Below are 19,992 nucleotides of genomic sequence, written 5' to 3' on the forward strand. Positions count from 1 at the left end.
TCCTATGAATGTCATTGATATCTTTCTACTGATTATCTTGCTCATTGGAGGGCTCAACGGTTTGCGTCAAGGATTTATTAAAGCCTTTGCGAACTTAGTGGGATGGATCTTTGCCCTGATTGTTGCGGCAAAATATTCAACGCTACTTGCGCCGTCTATGGTTGCTCTGAGTACAGATCCAGTTGTACAAAAGATTGCGGCCTTCGCCTTTATCGTCCTGCTGATTGTAGTTCTGACCTGGATCGTTACTGCACTGTTGAACCGTATTTTAAAGAGTCTTAAACTGGGTCCTCTCAACCGTCTGGCTGGTGGTGTCTTTGGTAGCCTGAAAGGTTTGCTGATTGTTCTGATTACCATGCAGGGGATTGGTCCGTGGGTAGAAAGCTCGCCGCACTGGAAACAGTCCAAGTTTATTCAAGCCTTATTGCCTTATGCGCCTTGGGCGACTCAAATGTCGAAAGAAGCCGCGAATGGCGCACTACAACATATCAAGCCTGAAGGGGCATCGAAACCTTCAGCTTCATCATCTGAAACATCGTCCAAGTCTGGAGTTGCAGATGAGTCTACAAATAATCCTTTTTATTAATCCTAGCTTGTCTGCGAGGTTGCTATGTGTGGAGTAGTTGGTATAGCTGGTAAATCACCCGTTAACCAAATGTTGTTTGATGCATTAACGATGTTACAACATCGTGGACAAGATGCAGCTGGGATCGTGACATGTGATGAAGGACGTTTATTCCTGCGCAAAGACAATGGTATGGTGCGTGATGTATTCCATACCCGTCATATGCGTGCTTTGAAAGGAAATTACGGTATTGGTCATGTGCGTTATCCAACAGCCGGTTCATCGAGCAGTGCTGAAGCACAGCCGTTTTATGTGAACTCGCCGTACGGGATTACCTTGGCACATAATGGTAACCTGACCAATGCTGAAGAAATTCATGATGACCTGTTCAAAACTGACTTGCGTCATATGAACACTGATTCTGATTCAGAAGTCCTGTTAAACGTGTTTGCGCATGAACTGCAAAAACATGGCAAACTGGTGCCAACGTCGGAAGATATTTTCCATGCGGTAACACGTGTGCATGAGCGTTGCAAAGGTGCTTATGGCGTGGTGGCGATGATTACCGGTCAGGGTCTGGTGGGCTTCCGTGATCCAAATGGTATTCGTCCATTGATCTACGGTTCACGTGAAACTGAACAGGGTATGGAATATATTATTGCTTCTGAATCTGTTGCGATTACTGCGCTGGGCTTTAAAGTTGAGCGTGATATTCTGCCAGGTGAAGCGGTATTTATTGATTTAGAAGGTAATTTCTTTACCAAGCAATGTGCCGTAAATGCCGAATATCGTCCTTGTATTTTTGAATACGTTTATTTTGCCCGTCCAGATGCCATTATTGATGGAATCTCGGTGTATAAAGCACGTTTAAAAATGGGTGAGAAACTGGCGCAAAAAATTCTGCGTGAGTGGGGTGAAGAGCATGATATTGATGTGGTGATTCCGATTCCGGATACTTCACGTACTTCAGCGCTAGAACTTGCCAATATGCTGGGTGTGAAATTCCGTGAAGGTTTCATGAAAAACCGCTATATCGGCCGTACCTTTATTATGCCGGGACAGCAGCTGCGTAAAAAATCGGTACGTCAGAAACTCAACCCGGTTGAGCTTGAGTTTAAAGGTAAAAACGTACTGTTGGTGGATGACTCGATTGTCCGTGGTACGACCTGTAATGAAATTATCCAGATGGCTCGTGATTCTGGCGCGAAAAAAGTATTCTTTGCGTCTGCAGCACCGATGGTGAAATATCCAAACGTTTACGGTATTGATATGCCGGCGAAATCTGAGCTGATTGCATCGGGACGTAGCGTAGAAGAAATCCGTGAAATTATTGGTGCTGACCGTCTGATTTTCCAGGATCTGGAAGATTTGAAAGATGCGGTAAGAACCACCAAAGTACCGGATGTCAAAGACTTTGATTGTTCAGTCTTTGATGGCATCTATGTTTCGGGCGGTATTGATGCGCAATATCTGGATGATCTTCAGCAAAAACGTAGTGACAGTGCCATGAAAGAAAGCAATTATATTGATGTCAATATTGATGCAGCTTCAGTGGATTTGACTGGCGTACGCGAAGTCTAAGTAGTTAAAATCATCATGAAAAAGCGGGAATTTCCCGCTTTTTTGTTTTATGATGAGCCCATTGAAAATCATCATTTTAGGATTCTGCATTGCGAAACGTAGGATACGATTTTATAAAAAACAAAAATATAGTACTGCCTGTAAGTTTTTGCCTGATTGCAATTCTGTTGACTATTTTTATTATTAATACCGTTGTTGGTCTCTTTGTTTTTTATACTGATCCTAGCCAGTCAATCTTCTGGCATGCGCTGAGTCCTTACCTGATTGCTTTGTTGTTATGTGCCATGATGATCTCGGTCATCTACGAGTTTTATATTTTTCGGAATGGTGGTTATTCACTGGCGAAGCAGTTGGGTGCGCGTCGGTTGAGTCCGATGGACAGTATTCCAGAAGAAAGTGCTGCACTGCACATTAACCAGCAACTGGCAGAGACTTTTCTGATTGAAGTTCCGGCGGTGTATGTGCTGCCCGATGAAGTTGGTGTTAATGCACTGACGGCGGGATTTAGTCCGCGGGATACCGCGATTATTCTGACTTGGGGTGCGATACAAACACTCGATAAAGTCGAGCTGTATGGCTTACTCAGCCATGAATTCAATAAAATCCTCTCTGGTGAGGCTGCGGAAAATACCCGTTTGAAAATTCTGTATAGCAGTTTAACTACGTTTAGTCAGTGTGGCAGTAAGATTGCCAAGTCTGGTTTTTATCGAGCGGGTAGTCCGCGTGAAAACAAGTTCGAAACCTTCTATGTGGCAGTTGGTGCGGTGATCTGGCTGATTGGTAGTTTGGGCGTTTTGATTTCCCGTTTTATTAAATATATTTCGTTGGGTGGTCGAACCTATAAAAATGATCAGAAAACTCGTCGCCTGATTCAAAATGATGCCAATATCCAGACTTTACTCAGAATCCATGTGCATCATTCCGGATCCCAGATTTATAGTGAATATGCTGAATCCATTTCACATATGTGCTTTGCCAATTCTTTGAGCCCGCAAAACTGGCTGAATATTCATCCCAATATCAATCAGCGGATTTATGAATTAAATCCTGCCTTGATTCAGGACTTACAGCTTGAGAATCTGAAAAAACTCAAAAATCAGCCTTTGTTTAGTTTGTTCCGTTCTTTGGAAGAAGTGGTGCCTGAAACTGCAATGAGCTGGAGTTCGCCACAGCCTTTGCCATTATTACGGCTGTCTCCGATCAGTTTTGCGATTAAAGATGCGATCAAGCCGCTGAATCCGGAACTTCGGCTCAAGATGCCACGTCCGGAACTGATTGAGCGTGCATTACAAACGGCAACCGGCTCTCGTGAAGTGATGGTCGCCATTTTAATGATTCGTCAATATCGTGAATTTATTCCGACTGAGGCTGAAGTTAGTCGTGCAATTGTAGATTCATTGCTCAATCTCGATGGGCGTGTGCATATTTCGATTTTCCAGCAAGCCTGCAAGAATATCGGCGGCATGCCGACAACTGTCGCACGGCAGTTTTTGATGAAGCTGGCACGGATTATTCAGGAAGATGGCGAAATTGGCCTGCTGGATGCGTTATTACTGGAATGTGTGAAATATGAGTTAAATCTGCTTCCTGCACATACTCCTACAGCACTCGAAGAAGTCAAGCCACAGATTGTGCGTTTGATTGACGCCTTGCTGCATGTACAGCAGATTAATAGCGGCAACCAGCTTGAGGTGCGGGAGCGGATTTTAAACCGGATTCTGACCGCTCAGGAACTGGACTTATACAATGAAATTTCTGATGAGCCGATTGATCTTGCAGAAATTCTGAATGATATTGCGGGGCTGTTATTACGTGATCGTCTCAGTATTTTAGGTATTGCAGAAGCCTGTTTGTGGAGTGATCGTATCGTGACACAGGATGAGTTGGACGTGATGGAGCTGTTGTATTGGCGCTTGGGTTTTGAGGCAGAACAGGTCGTTCAGCAAATGTTAAAGAAGAACAGTTTAACCATTCTGTAGAAAATAAATGACAACGCGCAGCTTTAGCCGGAATCTGTTATAACAGCAGAAATGGTTTGATGGTGTATTAAAAGCACGGTTTTTAGCAGACAGCTAAACTTTGTACTAGAATCCATCAGGATAAAAAAGAAAAGCTGAAAAAGTTCGGCAAAGCACAGGCAATCCGGCTAAAATGTTCAGCCTGAAATTGGTGATGATGAAAAGATGATTGGGCATCAGCGTGACATACTGGCAACATTAGGAATCGATCTCTGGATTCCTAGGGACAGCGCATGTCAGCCGCACCAGGTTTCGATCTGGCGTGATCAGGCTGCACCTGAATTTCACACCGATATCGTCTTACCACAGCCTGCTTCCGTAGAGGCGTTGGCTGATCTACCGATTCCTGAGCCAGAGCCAATTGTTACGCTTAAGGTTGATACACCACCTGCGGCACCGACTCACATTGCAACTGTTCAGGAAGAGCGTGAAATCGTACAAATCCCGCCATTCAGTTTGCAGGCTTTAAGTCTGGCACATTGCAGTATCGTGATTGATGCAACTGCAATGACCGAAGACACCCAGAATTTATGGGGCAATATCCAGCGTGCAGTCCCAGGTGAGTTTCATGAGCTGAACTGGCCATTTCCCTGGGCCAATGTTCAGGATGGACGTGGTGTAGAATCCTATATTCAGGGTTTTCTGGATGGAATGAGTGCAGAGAAAAATATTATTTTCCTCGGGCCTGTAGCGCATATATCAAATACGAAAATGATCCAGTTGGCATCTTTACAAGAAATGCTGGATCAGCCGATTCTAAAAAAACGTTTATGGCAGTTTATGCAAAATAGGACTGCCAGTCTGGAATAATCTTGCTGTGGAATAAAAATAGATGAAACAAAAAGTGGTTGTATTTAGTCAAATTGATACTGATATTCAAAACAAGCTGGAACAAAATTATCAGGTTAGTTATATACAATCGAAGCTAGGCGATGTGAATCAACAGCTTTTGCAGCAGGTTCAGGATGCTGATGGCATGATTGGCGCAGGGCGCTTGTTGAATCGCGATAATCTGGCCAGTGCCACCCGGTTAAAAATTATCTCCAGTGTCAGTGTCGGTTATGACAACTATGAACTGGATTATTTAAATGAAAAGAAAATTTATCTCAGTCATACGCCGCATGTACTGACTGAAACCACTGCTGACCTGGCTTTCACTTTACTGATGTCAGCAGCACGCAAAGTGGCTTACCTGGATCAATGGACCAAGCAGGGACAATGGCAGCGTACCGTGGGCGAAGCACAATTTGGTATGGATATTTTTGGAAAAACCCTCGGAATTATTGGTCTCGGTCATATTGGGGCGGCAATCGCACGTCGTGGTTTTTACGGTTTTAATATGAATATTCTGTATCATAATCGCCGGGAAAAACCAGAACTCGCTCAAGGGGTGAATGCGCAATATTGCCAGCTTGATGAACTGTTACAGCGTTCTGACTTTGTGGTTGTTGCAGTAGATTTGAATGCGGATTCCAAGGCGCTGATTGCAGCAGCAGAATTGGCGAAAATGCAACCTCATGCGGTATTGGTCAATATTTCACGTGGTTCGGTCATTGATGAGCAGGCATTAATTGAAGCTTTAAAAACCAAGCAGATTTTTGCTGCCGGTCTGGATGTATATCAGAAAGAGCCGTTAAAAGAATCGGAATTATTCCAGTTGGATAATGTGGTTACATTGCCACATGTGGGTTCGGCCACTGCAGCCACCCGTAAAAAAATGGCAGAACTGGCTTATCAGAATCTTGTTGATGCCTTGGAAGGACGAGTGCCCCGTTATGTGGTCAATCCGGAATTTTAAAATGCATCTGATTCGTCGTTTAAATGGTATTAAAAAATAACATTTTCTTGCGTCTCTGCTCATTGTTCAATGCTATATTCAAGATAAATTAGATCGGCAGGATTAGAGATTTTTCATTGAAACGATTGGCGCTGGCGTGTGGCTTAAGTCTGTATATGGTAGCAGGGCACGGCTCTAACCATGATTTTAATCAAGTAAATGTACAATTTTCTGTGCCTGATATTGGTACAGGCGTCGGCTTACTCGATCAACAAAAAGAAAAAATGATCGGTGAAAAAGTCTATCGTGAAGTGCATAAACAAATGCCGGTCCTGCAAAATCCATGGCTTGAAGATCAGCTGCTTTCAGTATTTTCTCATATCCTGAGTCAGACTCAATTGCAACAGCCGATCGGTTTGCTGGTTATTAATGACCCGCAAATTAATGCCTTTGCTGTACCAGGTGGTCTTTTTGCACTTAATGCTGGTCTGATTAATTCAGCCCGAAATATGGATGAAGTGGCAGGAGTGATGGCACATGAAATTGCACATGTCACACAACGTCATTACAGTCGCTCTCAGGATGCCTTTAAAGGGCAAGGTTTACTGGCGCTAGCTGGAATTCTCGTCGGTGCTTTGGTCGCTTCTCAGGCAGATGGTGATGTCGGCACAGCGGTCATGATGGGTTCACAGGCAGCACTTCTGGATAAACAGCTCACTTATAGTCGTAATCAGGAACGTGAGGCAGACCGGATTGGTATGCAATATATGTATCGTTCCGGCTATAACCCGCATAGTATGGCAGATTTCTTTGAGGTCATGCATCGCTCGACCAGCCGCTTAAGCTTTCTGCCGGATTTCTGGTTCACTCATCCACTCACCACCGAGCGTATGAGTGAAGCACGTTTACGTGCCAACCAGCTTCCTGCGGTGAAACGCAGTCTCAATGACCAAGACTTTGACATTATCAAGTGGTATAGCAGGGTATTGTCTGGTCAGACCAATGCAGAGCAGCTTATCCTGATGGACCAGCAAAATAATTTTGCAGGCCAGCTTGCCTTAACTGCCTATCGAATACAGCAAAGTGATTTCCAGGCCGCGCAGGCCACTTTAGATCGAGCAAAAAAGCATAACCAGATGCATCCTTTACAGGTTTTATTCCAGACTGATATTTATTTAGCTCAGAACCAGCTTGATGCAGCTTTGGAAAGTGTAGCGTCAGCAGCGCGGATCATGCCGGAAAATCGAGCGCTCAATTATAAATATGCAGAAGTGCTGATTCGCGCCAAGCAACCCGATAAAGCAAAAGTTTTAGTGCAGCGATTTCTAAATGCCAATTCACGGGATGTCAGTGGCTGGCGACTAATGCAACTGGCTGCCAATGCAGAGCCAGATTCGCCGATTAAGGCTGCTAATGTGCTGCGCTATCGTGCAGAAGTAGAATATTGGTCAGGATATGAAGAAACTGCCATCAAATCATTATTACATGCCCAGCGTAGCGTAAAGAATAATCAATCTTTATCGTCCACCATTCGCCAGCGTCTGAAACAGATGCAGCAGGCACATCAATACAAGATTTAAGGTTGCACTGGGTTTTAAGTTTTTGTATCAGGATGATATAGCAAGAATATATTCAATCAGGCTACAATATTTTTGAAAGATCAGCGTGAATCAAACTGAAGCATAATATGAAAAAAATACTATTGGGCGTGTGTCTACTGGGATGGAGTTATGGGGTTTTTGCTGCGAGTGCAGTTGAATATGTAGAAGCAATAGAACGAATTAATGCGGATTATAAAAAGGAATCGCGTCAGTTTTTAAGTGGTTTAAATCCGCAGCAACAGGGATTTAGTCCTGAGCAGAATGCAAAATTTTGTGGAATTGTAGGACGTTATGTTGATCGTTTATATCAGGCCGCTGACCAGAATCGTCCTTATCTGGATCGTCAGTTTCAAAATATGAGTAAACAGGATGTAATTGTAGAAGTGAAATCGTCGAAAGAGATGCAATTACTTAAGCGTTATCAGGTCGATTGTAATTTGCAATAAGAATACGTCAGGAACTGTCTTTGATTAAAGGCAGTTCAACGTTAAAGAGGAAATGCTAGAAAGTAGGGATTAAGCAAGTTGCGCTTTGATTTTGGCGGAAACTTGTGCAGGATCGGCGCGCCCGGCTATGAGCGGACGCAGAGAATTCATCACCTTACCCATATCTTTCATGCTAGTAGCTTGTTGCGCTGCAATAGCTTGCGCAATCATGGAATCAAGTTCTTCCTCAGTCATAGCTTCTGGTAGAAACTGAGACAAAATCTCAATTTCGGCTTGTTCCTTACTAGCTAAATCATCTCGGCCAGCGCCTGCAAAGGCTTTAACCGATTCTTTACGTTGTTTAATTTGTTTTTCAATGACCGCAAGAACCTGAGCGTCGTCAAGTTCTTTGCGCTCATCGACTTCGATTTGCTTAATTGCTGCCTGTAGACTACGAATGACCGTCAGCTTGGACATTTCTTTGGCACGCATTGTTGCTTTCAAAACATCCGTGATTTGGTCTTTTAAAGTCGTCATTATTTATTCCAGGCAATCAATCACAAATTAATCTTAGTAAAGGCGAGTTGTACGTACTGATTCACGCGCCAATTTCTTTTGGTAGCGTTTAACAGCAGCAGCTTTTTTGCGCTTACGTTCTTGAGTTGGTTTCTCGTAGAATTCACGCTTACGTACGTCAGCAAGAACACCCGCTTTTTCGCATGAACGTTTGAAACGACGGATAGCTACGTCTACTGGTTCGCCTTCTTTCAATTTAACTTGTGGCATGAAGAATCCTCATATCAGTTAGGGTAAGATCTCGGGCTGAATTGCCCTCAATCACAAGTGAAGGTCAGTATTTTACTCATTTACATCTCATACCACAAGTCTATAATAGTTGCTGCAATAGAATTGATACAGGTTATAGGCAGTTTAATGATCGTTTTAGGCTTGGAAACGTCGTGTGATGAAACAGGACTTGCGCTGTATGACAGCGAGTTGGGTTTGCGCGGACAGGTGCTTTATAGCCAGATTAAACTGCATGCAGAATATGGCGGTGTAGTTCCAGAGCTGGCGTCACGTGATCATGTGCGTAAACTGATTCCACTCATCAATGAGCTGCTTGAACAGAGCGGCGTGAAAAAATCAGAAATTGATGCAGTCGCATATACCCGTGGCCCGGGTCTGATGGGCGCACTCATGACCGGTGCATTGTTTGGTCGTACTTTGGCCTTTGCGCTGAATAAACCCGCAATTGGTGTGCATCATATGGAAGGTCATATGCTGGCACCTTTATTGTCAGAAACTCCGCCTGAGTTTCCATTTGTTGCATTATTGGTATCGGGTGGACATTCTCAGCTCATGGCTGCTTATGGCATTGGCCAGTATGAACTCTTGGGTGAATCCATTGATGATGCGGCAGGCGAAGCATTTGATAAAGTCGCGAAGATGATGGGTCTGCCGTATCCAGGTGGTCCAAATATCTCCAAACTGGCGGAGCAGGGTGACCCGAATGCCTTTGCATTCCCGCGTCCAATGCTGCATCAAGGCCTAGAATTTTCATTCAGTGGTTTAAAAACAGCTGTTTCTGTACAGATGAAAAAACTTGGTGATGAAAATCGTGATGCCGATATCGCTGCCAGTTTTCAGGAAGCCATTGTTGATACTTTGGTGAAAAAGTCGGTAAAAGCACTGAAGCAAACTGGGCTTAAACGTCTGGTGATTGCGGGCGGTGTTAGTGCCAACAAGCGTTTACGTGAGCGTTTAGAAGCAGATTTAGCCAAGATTCGTGCATCTGTTTATTATGCTGAACCTGCACTCTGTACAGACAATGGTGCCATGATTGCTTTTGCGGGCTATCAGCGTCTCAAAGCAGGACAGCATGATGGCTTGGCTGTGACGACAACTCCACGTTGGCCAATGACGGAACTGACTAATCCGACTGAGGCATAGATTTCAGGCTTGAAGAAAAGAGGCTTAGGCCTCTTTTTTATTGTGAATTTTTAAATGAAAACTTATAGCAACGGTATGTTGTAAATATATAGTTTTATAGCTGTATTTAGAACTCTTATATTCTATTGAAACTGGAAAAATAGTTTAATAGCTTAAGTTGATATCATGCATATTTTTACAGGTTTGCAGCAGAGGCAATCTCGAATGGAAAATATAAATTTCAAAAGTTTTCAGGATGCTGGAGAGGCAGTATTAAAGTTTCTGCATCAGCATTTTGGCTTTAATTTATGGATGATCACCCGGGTAGAAGGCCAAGACTGGATTGTGCTGCAAAGTGAAGATCATGGTTATGATATACGACCCGGTCAAGTGTTTCAGTGGGCTGATTCTTTTTGTTCTCATATGGTCGCAGGTAAGGCCCCGAGAATTGCCCCCCGCTCTGAAGAAATTCCTTTATACGCCACAGCGCCGATTAATCAGCAGGTCTGTATAAAATCTTATATTGGTCAGCCACTCCTTAAAGAAGATGGCAGTTTGTTTGGAACGCTCTGTGCGATTGATCCAGAAACCAAATCAGAAGCTATTGTGCAAGATATACAACTGGTCGAGTTGTTGGGACAATTACTCAGTTCGATCTTGCAGGCAGAATTACGTCAGAGTGAGCAGATGAGACAGCATGAATTATTGCAGGAAGAAGCCAGTAAAGATGAATTGACCGGGCTATATAATCGTCGCGCTTGGGAAAAACTGCTGCGAGCAGAAGAAGAGCGTTGCAAGCAATATGGTCATCCCGCCGCTGTATTATTTATTGACCTGAATGACCTAAAAAAAGTGAATGATAATTTAGGTCATGATGAAGGTGACAAACTGATTCAAAATGCAGCGCAAATATTACGAGATAATGTACGGATCAATGATATTGTTGCTCGTTTGGGTGGTGATGAGTTTGTGATTCTTAGCGTGGAAAATGATGAAACGGGTACTGAAAGTTTAGTGGATCGTTTAATTAATGCCTTTGCAGCAGCAAACATTGGCGCAGCGATTGGTATGGCGATGCGTCATCCTGGTCATGGTTTATTTGCAGCGCTCGCACAAGCGGATCAGAACATGTTTGAATATAAGCGTCGGAAAAAATTCAGTGAATCCGTGACCAATCTAAAATAATCGACGCTTTAAATCTTCTGTAAATAATTAAGTATTTCATATCATGAAAATGATCATTTTATATGCTCTAAAGTCATCCTATCTTTCAATATTCTCTTTCATGGCTCTGTATAAAAGTTGAACATGATTCTCCATAAAAAGAAAATTCAATCCATCTTTAACTTAACAATTACAAATTTTATAAGCTTTGTTGCAAAGTAAATTGATTTAATTAAATGCGCTTTAATTGTATTGAAAAGTGACACTGGTAAGGAACAAGATTCACATAAGCACTTCATTTCTTATGATAATTGTTGTTTGAAATATACATTAAAATTACAGAACCAAAAATTTCTTTGTTTAAAGATAAAGCGATATCGAAGGATAAAGCTGGCTGCCAAGAAAAAATATCACCGGCAGAAATAGCATTTGAGCTGTTCAGTTTCGAGAAGGCCAATCTTTAGTGATCACCAAATAAAAATGCAAAGAAATTTTAGGGAATAAATTTTATGAAAAAGCAGATTTCTATCTTTGGACTTGCTCTTGTTTCGGGTTTAATGAGTGCCTGTGGCGGTGGTGGGGGAAGTAGCTCAGACAGTCCTACTGTCACTACACCTCCAAATGTTCCTACGGAAAGTATTTCCCCTGAGCTTTCAGAGGAGTTTGTCCCGTTTGAAGATCAGGATATTGTAAAGAAAATTCGCGATAAAATTTCCGGAAATACCAGTAATGATACCGACTATAATGTTGCTCTAGGTCACATGATTGGAGAAGTATTCGCAGATTATCCTTATGGGCGTACTGCACGTATTATCAAAATTTATAATTTGGGCATCAATAGTATTAAATATCCAAATCTGATCTGTTCGGAAGTCAATACCACTGGTTCGGTCAAAACCCTGAAATTAAAAACAGATAAAGATAACTGTATTATTCTGGATAAAATTTACCGTAAAGGCTCAAACATTACTCAGACGGTGAATGGTGACACGACGACTTTAAGCTTTAGCAATGTCCGTTATGGTTCAAATGTAGATTTTAATCTCAAGGACGACTACCTGATTTCTGGCACAATTGTGCATCGTAAAACCAAAAATAACATGGGGCAATCCGAATCTTATCAAATCGATCAGTTGGAATTCCAGCGTATCGCCGAGACCGGTCAGGCAGGTACTTCTGGAATCGCATTTGATACAAAGAGCAAAGAATATCTGCAGGTGCGTAATTATAATTACAGCTTGGTTGATGATTATGGCAGTGGCAGTAATGGGATTCGTACCTTAACCAGTCGTGGTACGATTATCGGTCAGCCTGATCTGGCAGATTATCGTTACAGTTTTGATTTTAATACCACGACACCATTTAAAATGGATGAAACCGTATTAAATAACTATAAGCATTTGCCAAAAGAGGGCGTGCTTAGAATTAAGGACAGCGATGATCAGGTGATTGAAGTCAAACAGAACCAGCCTGAATCATTGAAGGCTACTGTTTATTTCAATGGCAGTGAAATTGATGACCTGCTATGGTCTACCATTATCGGTGATAAACAATAATTCGAGATGTCAAAAAAGCCCTGTATTTCCAGGGCTTTTTTTATTATTGATTGGGGAGAAGTCTTTATTACAAAACTATTTTGAATAGCCGTGCTAATAAATCAGGTAACTGTAGCATCCAATAACAATTCGGCGGGATAAACCGCTTGCCATGAAGTTTTAAACTGTTTATGCACTTGGTCAATTGGGAAAGTACTGAGTTTTGCAATATTTTGCGCTTTTTGAATATTGTCGGCGCGCATATATGCAATCAAATAGTCCTGACCATGAAGTTGCAGATAAAACCAGGACTCGACATGAACCTGTTCAGCCTTAAGCGTTTCAATTACTTCGTCTTGACGTGCTTTCAAAGTACGCTGCCAGTCATGAACTTGCTGCATGTGTAAGGGCTTAAGTTGAATGAGAACTGCGCCGACATCCATAATTTTAATTTTCTTTTGAGTATCATCATTATATAAATGATTTATATGAAAAAAGCGACCTGAGCCGGTCGCTTTTAAGTTGTTAAGAGGCATTTAGTTGGGTTGAACCAATCCAGTGCTTGGAAAACTGATAGGCAGCACGTCCTGAACGTTGACCGCGTGCCTGACACCAGCGTAGGGCTTCAGCACGGGTTTCTGGCGTGAGTTCCATGCCTGCCTTTTTGAGGTAATGTTCGACAATTTCCAAATACAGGTTCTGATCCATTGGATAGAAAGACAGCCATAAACCAAAGCGGTCAGACAGTGAAATTTTTTCTTCAATCGCTTCCTGAGGATGTAATTCAGTATATTGCGGCACATCAACTCGGGTAACGGGCGTATTTTCATGCATGAATTCGGGTAATAAATGACGACGGTTACTGGTCGCATAAATCACAAAATTGCTGGAACCGGACTGTAAAGAACCATCCAGAACACTCTTTAAACTGCGATAATTTTCATCTTCGGCATTAAAGGCCAGATCATCACAGTAGACAATGAACTTCTCTGGACGCTCTGCAATGAGTTGCTGAATTTGAGGCAGATCGGATAAATCATCCCGTTCGATTTCAATTAATCGTAACCCTTGATCTGCATACTCGGTGAGTAGGGCACGAACAATGGAGGATTTACCCGTACCGCGTGAACCGGTCAGTAAGACATCATTGGCAGGTAAGCCGTTTAAAAACTGCAACGTGTTCTGGATGACTTTTTCTTTTTGTCGCTCAATCCCTTTTAAATCGGCCAGTTCCATCTGTCTAAGCTGATGAATAGGTTTGAGTTCACCATGTTGCCATTTATAGGCATGAGCAGAAAAATCAGGAATTTGTTTTAGTTCGGGCAGACTTTGCTGAAGTTGCTGCAGAACAGTCGAAAGGGCATTTAAAATATGGTCAGGTAACTCAATTTTCGCCATGATTTAACATTACAGATTTAAAATTATGGCTAAGATAGTACCATTGCAAAATTCACAGTCAAAGCCAGAAAAGTATGATAATTTGCTTAAAGTAGAGAATTTTCGTTATTGTAGAGGATAGAAAATTTGTACACATTTTCTGGCTCTGGGTACGAGCTGTATCAAGAATAAATATAGGGAAAAGGCAGATGCTGTTTAAAGATTTTACTCAGGATATTAATCCACATCAGGCCTATCGTATTAAAAAGCTCAAGCAGCAGCTGCAACAGGCTGAGTCCTATGAGGAATGGAAATATATTGCCCTGAAAATAGATGAAGAATCAGGTGCACAGGAATGGAAATTTGATAACAGTTCACCCTACTTTGATGCAGAAGTGATTGCACATCGTCTGGGTAAATTACGACGCTATCGACAACAAAAGCGCACCCGTGACCTGATGTATATTTTGCGCGAAGGCCTGAGCTACGATATTGCCAACATTGCCCATCCTCTACTGTTTACCGAAGCCTATGTGGGCACTAAAAGAATTATTGAAGATTATGTCGAAGAAGTCAGCCAAGGCTTAGCCTATATTGCTTCAATAGACTGTACCTGTCTCAGTATGGAAGAAAAAATCGAATATTTTCAGCATTGTCAGCGCGCCTATGGCCAGCCAGCCCTGATGTTTTCCGGTGGTTCGACGCTGGGTCTGTTTCATACTGGTGTATGCAAAGCCTTAATGGAGCAGGACTTGTTGCCGAAGGTAATGTCCGGTTCAAGTGCGGGTGCCATCATGACCGCCATGTTAGGTGTATCCAAACCTTCGCAATATATTGATATTTTGAAAGGCCATAATTTCTTTCATGAGGCTTTTCATTTCCGCACCATGAGTGAATTGATGAAAGGTAATGGTGGTCTGGCGGATGTAAAATATCTAAAAAAATTTCTGGTCGAAAATCTGGGTGATCTGACCTTCGAAGAAGCACTCAAAACCTCAGGTCTGCATATCAATATTGCGGTTGCACCTTATGATGCTGGACAGGATGCACGCATTTTAAATGCCTATACTTCTCCGGATTTGCTGGTCTGGAGTGCGGTACTGGCGTCTTGTGCGGTGCCGGTTCTGTTTCCACCGGTTCGTTTGACCAGTAAGCGCTATGATGGTCAATATACGCCTTATATGGGTTCAACCCGCTGGGTGGATGGCAGCGTGCGCAGTGATTTTCCGCAGGAGAAAATGGCACGCCTGTATAATATCAATTATACCATTGCCAGTCAGACCAACCCGCATATCGTGCCATTCATGCAGGATGATATTTCACGTTTCCGTAAAGGTACCTTGAGCTGGCCGCAACGGATTGTTCGCCGTCAGGGCGCGGTGATTACCAAAGGCATGATGGATTTTGCCAGAGAGCATGCCGGAAGCTTACCTCCTGTACGCCGTCTGCTGGATCATGGCTATGGTGTAGTTGACCAGCGTTATTATGGTGATGTGAATATTGTCGGTAAATATAGCCTGCGCCACTATAGCTATATGTTGCAGAATCCACGGCCGTATCTGTTTAAAATTTTACAGCGTGAAGGCGAGCGTGCCACATGGCCAAAAATCTCCCTCATTGAGACTCAGGAACGGGTCGGGAAAACTATTCAGCATTGTCTGGAGCTGCTAAATTATCAGCATACACTTAATCCAATACCTGAATACATTGCCACGACTTAATTTAGATCATCTCGATATTTCTGATTTTGAACTACGAACCAAAGCCCGTAGTCTGGGTTTTGGTCGGCGTCTTTATTATGCCAAGGGAAATGCGCTCTGGCTAAAAACCCAGATATCGCATAGATCTGATAGTTTAATATCATCTCCACATGCTGAACTAGGCTGGCAACATGAGCTGGATTTTTATCAGGCTCATGCCAGCTCAGGTGATCTAAATTTTTTCCTTCCACATCAAATTATTCAACAGCCTTTCAAGATCAATCATGAACAATTTGAGCAGGCCTTAATTCTGGTCGATGTGCCGGCGCATTTTCAGATCATGCCGCATCAGCAATCCATCACGCAAATTCGGCAACATTTGCTGCAAGCTGTGGAGCCTTTAATCTGCCTGCAAGAATTGGGTTATTTGCATGCCGATTTAAAGCAGGAACATTTTGTAAATAATCAGGGCAGGGTCTGCCTGCTTGATTTTGAGCATGTCCAAATACTCCATCAGAATGACCTGCATGAACTGAATGCGACACCGCGTTATATGGCGCCGGAACTGTTCCAAGGCCAAGCCAAGAGCCTACAAAGTGAAGTTTATGCTTTGGGTGTTATTTTTTATGAGTGGTTGAGTGGTCAGCGTTTACAGGCGACAGATTATCTGGATTGGGCCTTTTTGCATTGTCAGCGTCTGAAAGTTGAGTTACCGCAGCACTTACAGGCTTTTCAAGGCTTATTAGAAGAAATGTTAAGTAAGCAGAAGCAGCATAGATTGGCCGATTTTCAAGCTGTGAAAGACTACTTAATGACTGAAATTGAATGAGAAAAATACAATAAAACTTGAATTGTTTCTTATTTAATCAAACGAGTGTTTTTTTATGATAAACGGCTTGTCAGCTGGAAATGATCTCTATAATATACACAGCCATTGGGGACGTGGCGAAATTGGTAGACGCACTGGATTTAGGTTCCAGCGCCGCGAGGTGTGAGAGTTCGAGTCTCTCCGTCCCCACCAATTGATATTTGGGTAACTGGATATTGGGTGGAAGTAGAGGATTGGTGTAATGGTAGCATGACGGTCTCCAAAACCGTTCGTCAAGGTTCGAATCCTTGATCCTCTGCCAAAGTTTGAAAGAAATCCAACGCTAAGTTGGTACCCTGATGGGGACGTGGCGAAATTGGTAGACGCACTGGATTTAGGTTCCAGCGCCGCGAGGTGTGAGAGTTCGAGTCTCTCCGTCCCCACCATCATATTAAAGCAAGGCTAATGCCTTGCTTTTTTATTGCCTGAAATTTGAGGGCGGTTTTTTTAGTACCAGATTTTTGCTGTCATGGTTGATGAACATCAATGCGTTCTGGGCTTAAATTATCTAGCGAATGATTGCAAGGGCAGGGCTTTAGTAAATTTCATTGTATTGCATGCAATCTGCATATTGAATAATTTAAATGTTATATGGATCAGTCCCATGGTGTCTAACAATTTTATATATTGGTCTAAATAGAGCAGTATTTGCTCAATAGGGAATTAACTGATTAATTTTTGATATAAAAGTATTTAGCTTTTTATAGAACTACTTGTGAATCAGGTCTGATCGCTATAATATACACAGCCATGGGGATATGGCGGAATTGGTAGACGCACTGTGTTCAGGTCGCAGCGCCTTCTGGGCGTGAGAGTTCGAGTCTCTCTATCCCCACCATCATATTAAAGCAAGGCAAGTGCCTTGCTTTTTTATTGTCTGAAATTTGGTAAAGCTGTTGTTATTTATGCTGTGTTGTATTCTGCATTCCATGCACAACTTCAAAAATAATTTATGAATAAGAGTTTCAGTATTCTGAATGCCCATGCTGATCAAGATTAGAAGGTCATTTGAGTTTTAATTTGAAATATTGGAATTGAATCGAAATGATTAAAAACAACGAATCGACAGTCATATCCTAAAATGAATCAAATTTTCGGCATATATTTTATAAAAAATTAAAAATAGAACTAACTGTTTATTTTATAGCGGAATAGATTGTGATTGCTTGTAAAATCGCTTGTCAATGCCGGTCTATCTCTATAATATACACAGCCATTGGGGACGTGGCGAAATTGGTAGACGCACTGGATTTAGGTTCCAGCGCCGCGAGGTGTGAGAGTTCGAGTCTCTCCGTCCCCACCAATCGATATTTGGGTAACTGGATATTGGGTGGAAGTAGAGGATTGGTGTAATGGTAGCATGACGGTCTCCAAAACCGTTCGTCAAGGTTCGAATCCTTGATCCTCTGCCAAAGTTTGAAAGAAATCCAACGCTAAGTTGGTACCCTGATGGGGACGTGGCGAAATTGGTAGACGCACTGGATTTAGGTTCCAGCGCCGCGAGGTGTGAGAGTTCGAGTCTCTCCGTCCCCACCATCATATTAAAGCAAGGCCGATGCCTTGCTTTTTTATTGCCTGAAATTTACTGAACAAAGAAAAGCCCATCGAAATGGGCTGAATAACTGGAGAATAGCGCTGTTGAATCAGTGGAAAGATTAATTTATTTTTCTGCTCTTAAATAGAAGCAATCAGGCTTTTAAATGATCTTCAAATTCCTCGCCTAGTTGTAGTGCCAGAGCATTACCTGCCAGATCACAGGTCACCAGGCCATATTCTTTCTTGAAACTGAAACTGAAACCACGATCATCCGCCAGAGTGCGTACCGAATATCCCAATTTTTCTAACCATAGTCGAAATGCAATCAAATTTTTCGCTTTAACCACTTTTTTCACGAGATCACTCCTTCATCATTGTTAAATCTTAAATAAGGGTGAAAAATTATCTTTTAAAGGGCAAATGCCTTTATTTAAATTAATTTAAATGAATTTGTGTATATAGTGAACATCGGTTGATTAAGAAAAAATCAATTTAAACGCTAAGTAAATGATTTTTATCATATTGAATAGGTTGTAACTAAATATTAAGTTTTTATAAGCTATAAATTTGGATAATTAATTTTCTAATTCAATAGCTTATTAGTGAACCAGGTTATTTTCTAATTTTATCAACCGTATGAAATAGAAAATTTCAGATCTACAATGAGAAAATTAAAATCCAATCGACTTATTTATTAAAAGAATACCGGCTGCTGGTTTTCTGATCTTTAACCTCATTTGCATGCTTTATACTGTCTGAAATGTAATTCTAAAACTGAATACTCGTACCATGACTGAACTGACCATTGAACACTATGTGAATCAGAAAATTAAATTGATGCAACAGCAGGGACTTGAGCCGGTTGCTGTGATGTTGGGACATGAAGACTGGTTGAGCTTTAGTGTTCAGTCGAAAGTGACCTATACGCCTTTTGGCAGTGCCCGTCGTTATCAGCCTGCTTTAGGTGGCTTGCTACTGGTACGTATTGATGAAATGCAGGAGGGGCGTGTCGTTACTCAAGGTGAACTGGATACTTATGCACAAAGTAACCAGATTCTTTAACATTGCTTCATGCGACAGATACGTTGTCAGTTTTAGTGAATAGAATCCAAGAAACTAGTTACTGCTATCCTACATATCATCATTCGGGATCGACATGGCCAATGTCACTTTTAAAGTTGAACGACAGAACTAATGTCATGCTCTGAAAGCAGATATTTCATTTCTATTTTGGTTTAAAGTTTAATTTCGAATAATGCCCATTATATTAAATGGGTGCAAATGAGAGAGGGTATCTAAATCTCACTTGTTAAAAATAGACAGTATAGACAGTGAATCGTTCATGAAGTAAATGGTTAAATATCCTAATACTACAGCCATATCAGGATAATAATTCCTGCTGCCCAACGGTTTATAGGCCTTTCAACTAAGGTTTCTGCAAGAATTCTACAATCATCTATAATGTTTTGTGGGGTAAGCTTGATAACTAATAAAATACCTAAAGGTACAACAATAATATCGTCTAAATACCCAAGTACGGGAATTAAATCAATTGGTGAGAAGGCATAGGCAGCAATAATTAAAGCTAAAAACTTTATAGAATTGGGCGTTCGCTTGTCTTTTGCAATAAGCCAAACAACCAAGATATCTTTTTTAATTGATTTAGCCCATTGTTTGATTCTTTGATACATAGCAAATATTAAAAGAACTATAGAGATTTAATCATAAGAGAGTTTTCTTAAAACAATATAGATTTTTATTATCCTATTACGATTTTCTAGAATTAACAGGCTTTGTTGCACAAAGCTATTCTTGAGGGCTTCTTTAGCAATATAATTTCCAGATGAAGAAGCCTGCACCTAAAACTTACCGTACAACCAATTGGTCCTCGTATAACCAAGCTTTAATCAAGCGAG

At 41.8% G+C, this 19,992-nt stretch carries 19 protein-coding genes and 7 tRNA genes; 20 read left to right on the forward strand and 6 right to left on the reverse strand.

From position 1 onward, the window contains the following. Positions 1–4: 4 nt before the first annotated feature. The 7 genes from FTV08_RS04285 to FTV08_RS04315 all read left to right on the forward strand — a co-directional run bounded on the left by FTV08_RS04285 (position 5) and on the right by FTV08_RS04315 (position 7,988). Positions 5–586: a CvpA family protein gene (locus tag FTV08_RS04285; RefSeq protein WP_004646609.1), complete on the forward strand. Its 582-nt coding sequence runs from the start codon at positions 5–7 to the stop codon at positions 584–586. A 24-nt stretch (positions 587–610) separates the two neighbouring features. Further along, entirely contained in the window at positions 611–2,146 is a 1,536-nt protein-coding gene (gene purF, locus FTV08_RS04290) for an amidophosphoribosyltransferase (RefSeq protein WP_004646610.1), read from the forward strand. Between the two features lie 89 nt (positions 2,147–2,235). Next, positions 2,236–4,125, forward strand: coding sequence for a M48 family metalloprotease (locus tag FTV08_RS04295; RefSeq protein ID WP_004646611.1), 1,890 nt, complete (start codon positions 2,236–2,238; stop codon positions 4,123–4,125). 204 nt (positions 4,126–4,329) lie between these two features. Then, complete coding sequence (locus FTV08_RS04300; RefSeq protein ID WP_071850340.1) at positions 4,330–4,974, forward strand: hypothetical protein; 645 nt, start codon at positions 4,330–4,332, stop codon at positions 4,972–4,974. A 22-nt stretch (positions 4,975–4,996) separates the two neighbouring features. Next, positions 4,997–5,962: a D-glycerate dehydrogenase gene (locus FTV08_RS04305; RefSeq protein ID WP_180086740.1), complete on the forward strand. Its 966-nt coding sequence runs from the start codon at positions 4,997–4,999 to the stop codon at positions 5,960–5,962. 116 nt (positions 5,963–6,078) lie between these two features. Beyond that, a complete protein-coding gene (locus FTV08_RS04310; protein ID WP_004646615.1) occupies positions 6,079–7,521 on the forward strand; it encodes a M48 family metalloprotease in 1,443 nt (480 codons plus the stop codon). A gap of 107 nt (positions 7,522–7,628) precedes the next feature. Then, positions 7,629–7,988, forward strand: a complete 360-nt coding sequence (locus FTV08_RS04315; protein ID WP_004646616.1) for a hypothetical protein — start codon at positions 7,629–7,631, stop codon at positions 7,986–7,988. Positions 7,989–8,057: 69 nt separating this feature from the next. Here the strand turns inward: FTV08_RS04315 and FTV08_RS04320 are convergent, their stop codons facing one another. Both FTV08_RS04320 and rpsU read right to left on the reverse strand, forming a co-directional pair. Beyond that, positions 8,058–8,504 (reverse strand): GatB/YqeY domain-containing protein, encoded by a 447-nt coding sequence (locus FTV08_RS04320; protein WP_004280076.1) that lies wholly within the window; start codon positions 8,502–8,504, stop codon positions 8,058–8,060. 33 nt (positions 8,505–8,537) lie between these two features. Next, positions 8,538–8,753 (reverse strand): 30S ribosomal protein S21, encoded by a 216-nt coding sequence (gene rpsU / locus FTV08_RS04325; RefSeq protein ID WP_001136722.1) that lies wholly within the window; start codon positions 8,751–8,753, stop codon positions 8,538–8,540. Positions 8,754–8,900: 147 nt separating this feature from the next. On the opposite strand from rpsU, the gene tsaD reads away from it, so the two are divergent. The 3 genes from tsaD (at position 8,901) to FTV08_RS04340 (ending at position 12,616) form a co-directional block, all read left to right on the forward strand. Further along, positions 8,901–9,917: a tRNA (adenosine(37)-N6)-threonylcarbamoyltransferase complex transferase subunit TsaD gene (gene tsaD / locus FTV08_RS04330; protein ID WP_004280030.1), complete on the forward strand. Its 1,017-nt coding sequence runs from the start codon at positions 8,901–8,903 to the stop codon at positions 9,915–9,917. A gap of 204 nt (positions 9,918–10,121) precedes the next feature. Continuing rightward, on the forward strand, positions 10,122–11,081 hold the full coding sequence (locus tag FTV08_RS04335; protein WP_004646617.1) for a sensor domain-containing diguanylate cyclase: 960 nt from the start codon (positions 10,122–10,124) through the stop codon (positions 11,079–11,081). A gap of 488 nt (positions 11,082–11,569) precedes the next feature. Continuing rightward, positions 11,570–12,616 (forward strand): hypothetical protein, encoded by a 1,047-nt coding sequence (locus tag FTV08_RS04340; RefSeq protein ID WP_180086741.1) that lies wholly within the window; start codon positions 11,570–11,572, stop codon positions 12,614–12,616. Positions 12,617–12,717: 101 nt separating this feature from the next. Here the strand turns inward: FTV08_RS04340 and FTV08_RS04345 are convergent, their stop codons facing one another. Together FTV08_RS04345 and FTV08_RS04350 are read right to left on the reverse strand one after the other, a co-directional pair. Continuing rightward, complete coding sequence (locus FTV08_RS04345) at positions 12,718–13,131, reverse strand: DUF6176 family protein (protein WP_004646620.1); 414 nt, start codon at positions 13,129–13,131, stop codon at positions 12,718–12,720. Continuing rightward, complete coding sequence (locus tag FTV08_RS04350; RefSeq protein WP_004280026.1) at positions 13,121–13,993, reverse strand: ATP-binding protein; 873 nt, start codon at positions 13,991–13,993, stop codon at positions 13,121–13,123. The genes FTV08_RS04345 and FTV08_RS04350 overlap by 11 nt, the downstream gene beginning before the upstream one ends. A gap of 188 nt (positions 13,994–14,181) precedes the next feature. Between FTV08_RS04350 and FTV08_RS04355 the strand changes: the two genes are divergently transcribed. From FTV08_RS04355 to FTV08_RS04395, 9 genes are all read left to right on the forward strand, one after another. Continuing rightward, positions 14,182–15,693 (forward strand): DUF3336 domain-containing protein, encoded by a 1,512-nt coding sequence (locus FTV08_RS04355; RefSeq protein ID WP_005246731.1) that lies wholly within the window; start codon positions 14,182–14,184, stop codon positions 15,691–15,693. Next, the gene (locus FTV08_RS04360) at positions 15,680–16,501 is read left to right on the forward strand and encodes a protein kinase (RefSeq protein WP_180086742.1); all 822 of its coding nucleotides are present in this window, start codon (positions 15,680–15,682) and stop codon (positions 16,499–16,501) included. The genes FTV08_RS04355 and FTV08_RS04360 overlap by 14 nt, the downstream gene beginning before the upstream one ends. 107 nt (positions 16,502–16,608) lie before the next feature. Beyond that, positions 16,609–16,693: transfer RNA gene (locus tag FTV08_RS04365), tRNA-Leu, on the forward strand. 35 nt (positions 16,694–16,728) lie between these two features. Then, positions 16,729–16,802: transfer RNA gene (locus FTV08_RS04370), tRNA-Trp, on the forward strand. A 39-nt stretch (positions 16,803–16,841) separates the two neighbouring features. Beyond that, a tRNA-Leu gene (locus tag FTV08_RS04375) sits at positions 16,842–16,926 on the forward strand. Positions 16,927–17,292: 366 nt separating this feature from the next. Further along, positions 17,293–17,378: transfer RNA gene (locus FTV08_RS04380), tRNA-Leu, on the forward strand. Between the two features lie 380 nt (positions 17,379–17,758). After that, positions 17,759–17,843 (forward strand) — tRNA-Leu (locus FTV08_RS04385). 35 nt (positions 17,844–17,878) lie between these two features. Continuing rightward, positions 17,879–17,952: transfer RNA gene (locus FTV08_RS04390), tRNA-Trp, on the forward strand. 39 nt (positions 17,953–17,991) lie between these two features. Then, a tRNA-Leu gene (locus tag FTV08_RS04395) sits at positions 17,992–18,076 on the forward strand. A 152-nt stretch (positions 18,077–18,228) separates the two neighbouring features. Here FTV08_RS04395 and FTV08_RS04400 read toward each other — a convergent pair. Further along, complete coding sequence (locus FTV08_RS04400; protein WP_004280022.1) at positions 18,229–18,432, reverse strand: hypothetical protein; 204 nt, start codon at positions 18,430–18,432, stop codon at positions 18,229–18,231. A gap of 433 nt (positions 18,433–18,865) precedes the next feature. On the opposite strand from FTV08_RS04400, the gene FTV08_RS04405 reads away from it, so the two are divergent. Further along, the gene (locus FTV08_RS04405; RefSeq protein ID WP_071850127.1) at positions 18,866–19,138 is read left to right on the forward strand and encodes a hypothetical protein; all 273 of its coding nucleotides are present in this window, start codon (positions 18,866–18,868) and stop codon (positions 19,136–19,138) included. Between the two features lie 308 nt (positions 19,139–19,446). Here FTV08_RS04405 and FTV08_RS04410 read toward each other — a convergent pair whose 3' ends face one another. Beyond that, entirely contained in the window at positions 19,447–19,767 is a 321-nt protein-coding gene (locus FTV08_RS04410; protein ID WP_257221150.1) for a YkvA family protein, read from the reverse strand. Positions 19,768–19,992: the final 225 nt, after the last annotated feature.

Source organism: Acinetobacter sp. YH12226, assembly GCF_013417805.1.
GTDB lineage: Bacteria > Pseudomonadota > Gammaproteobacteria > Pseudomonadales > Moraxellaceae > Acinetobacter.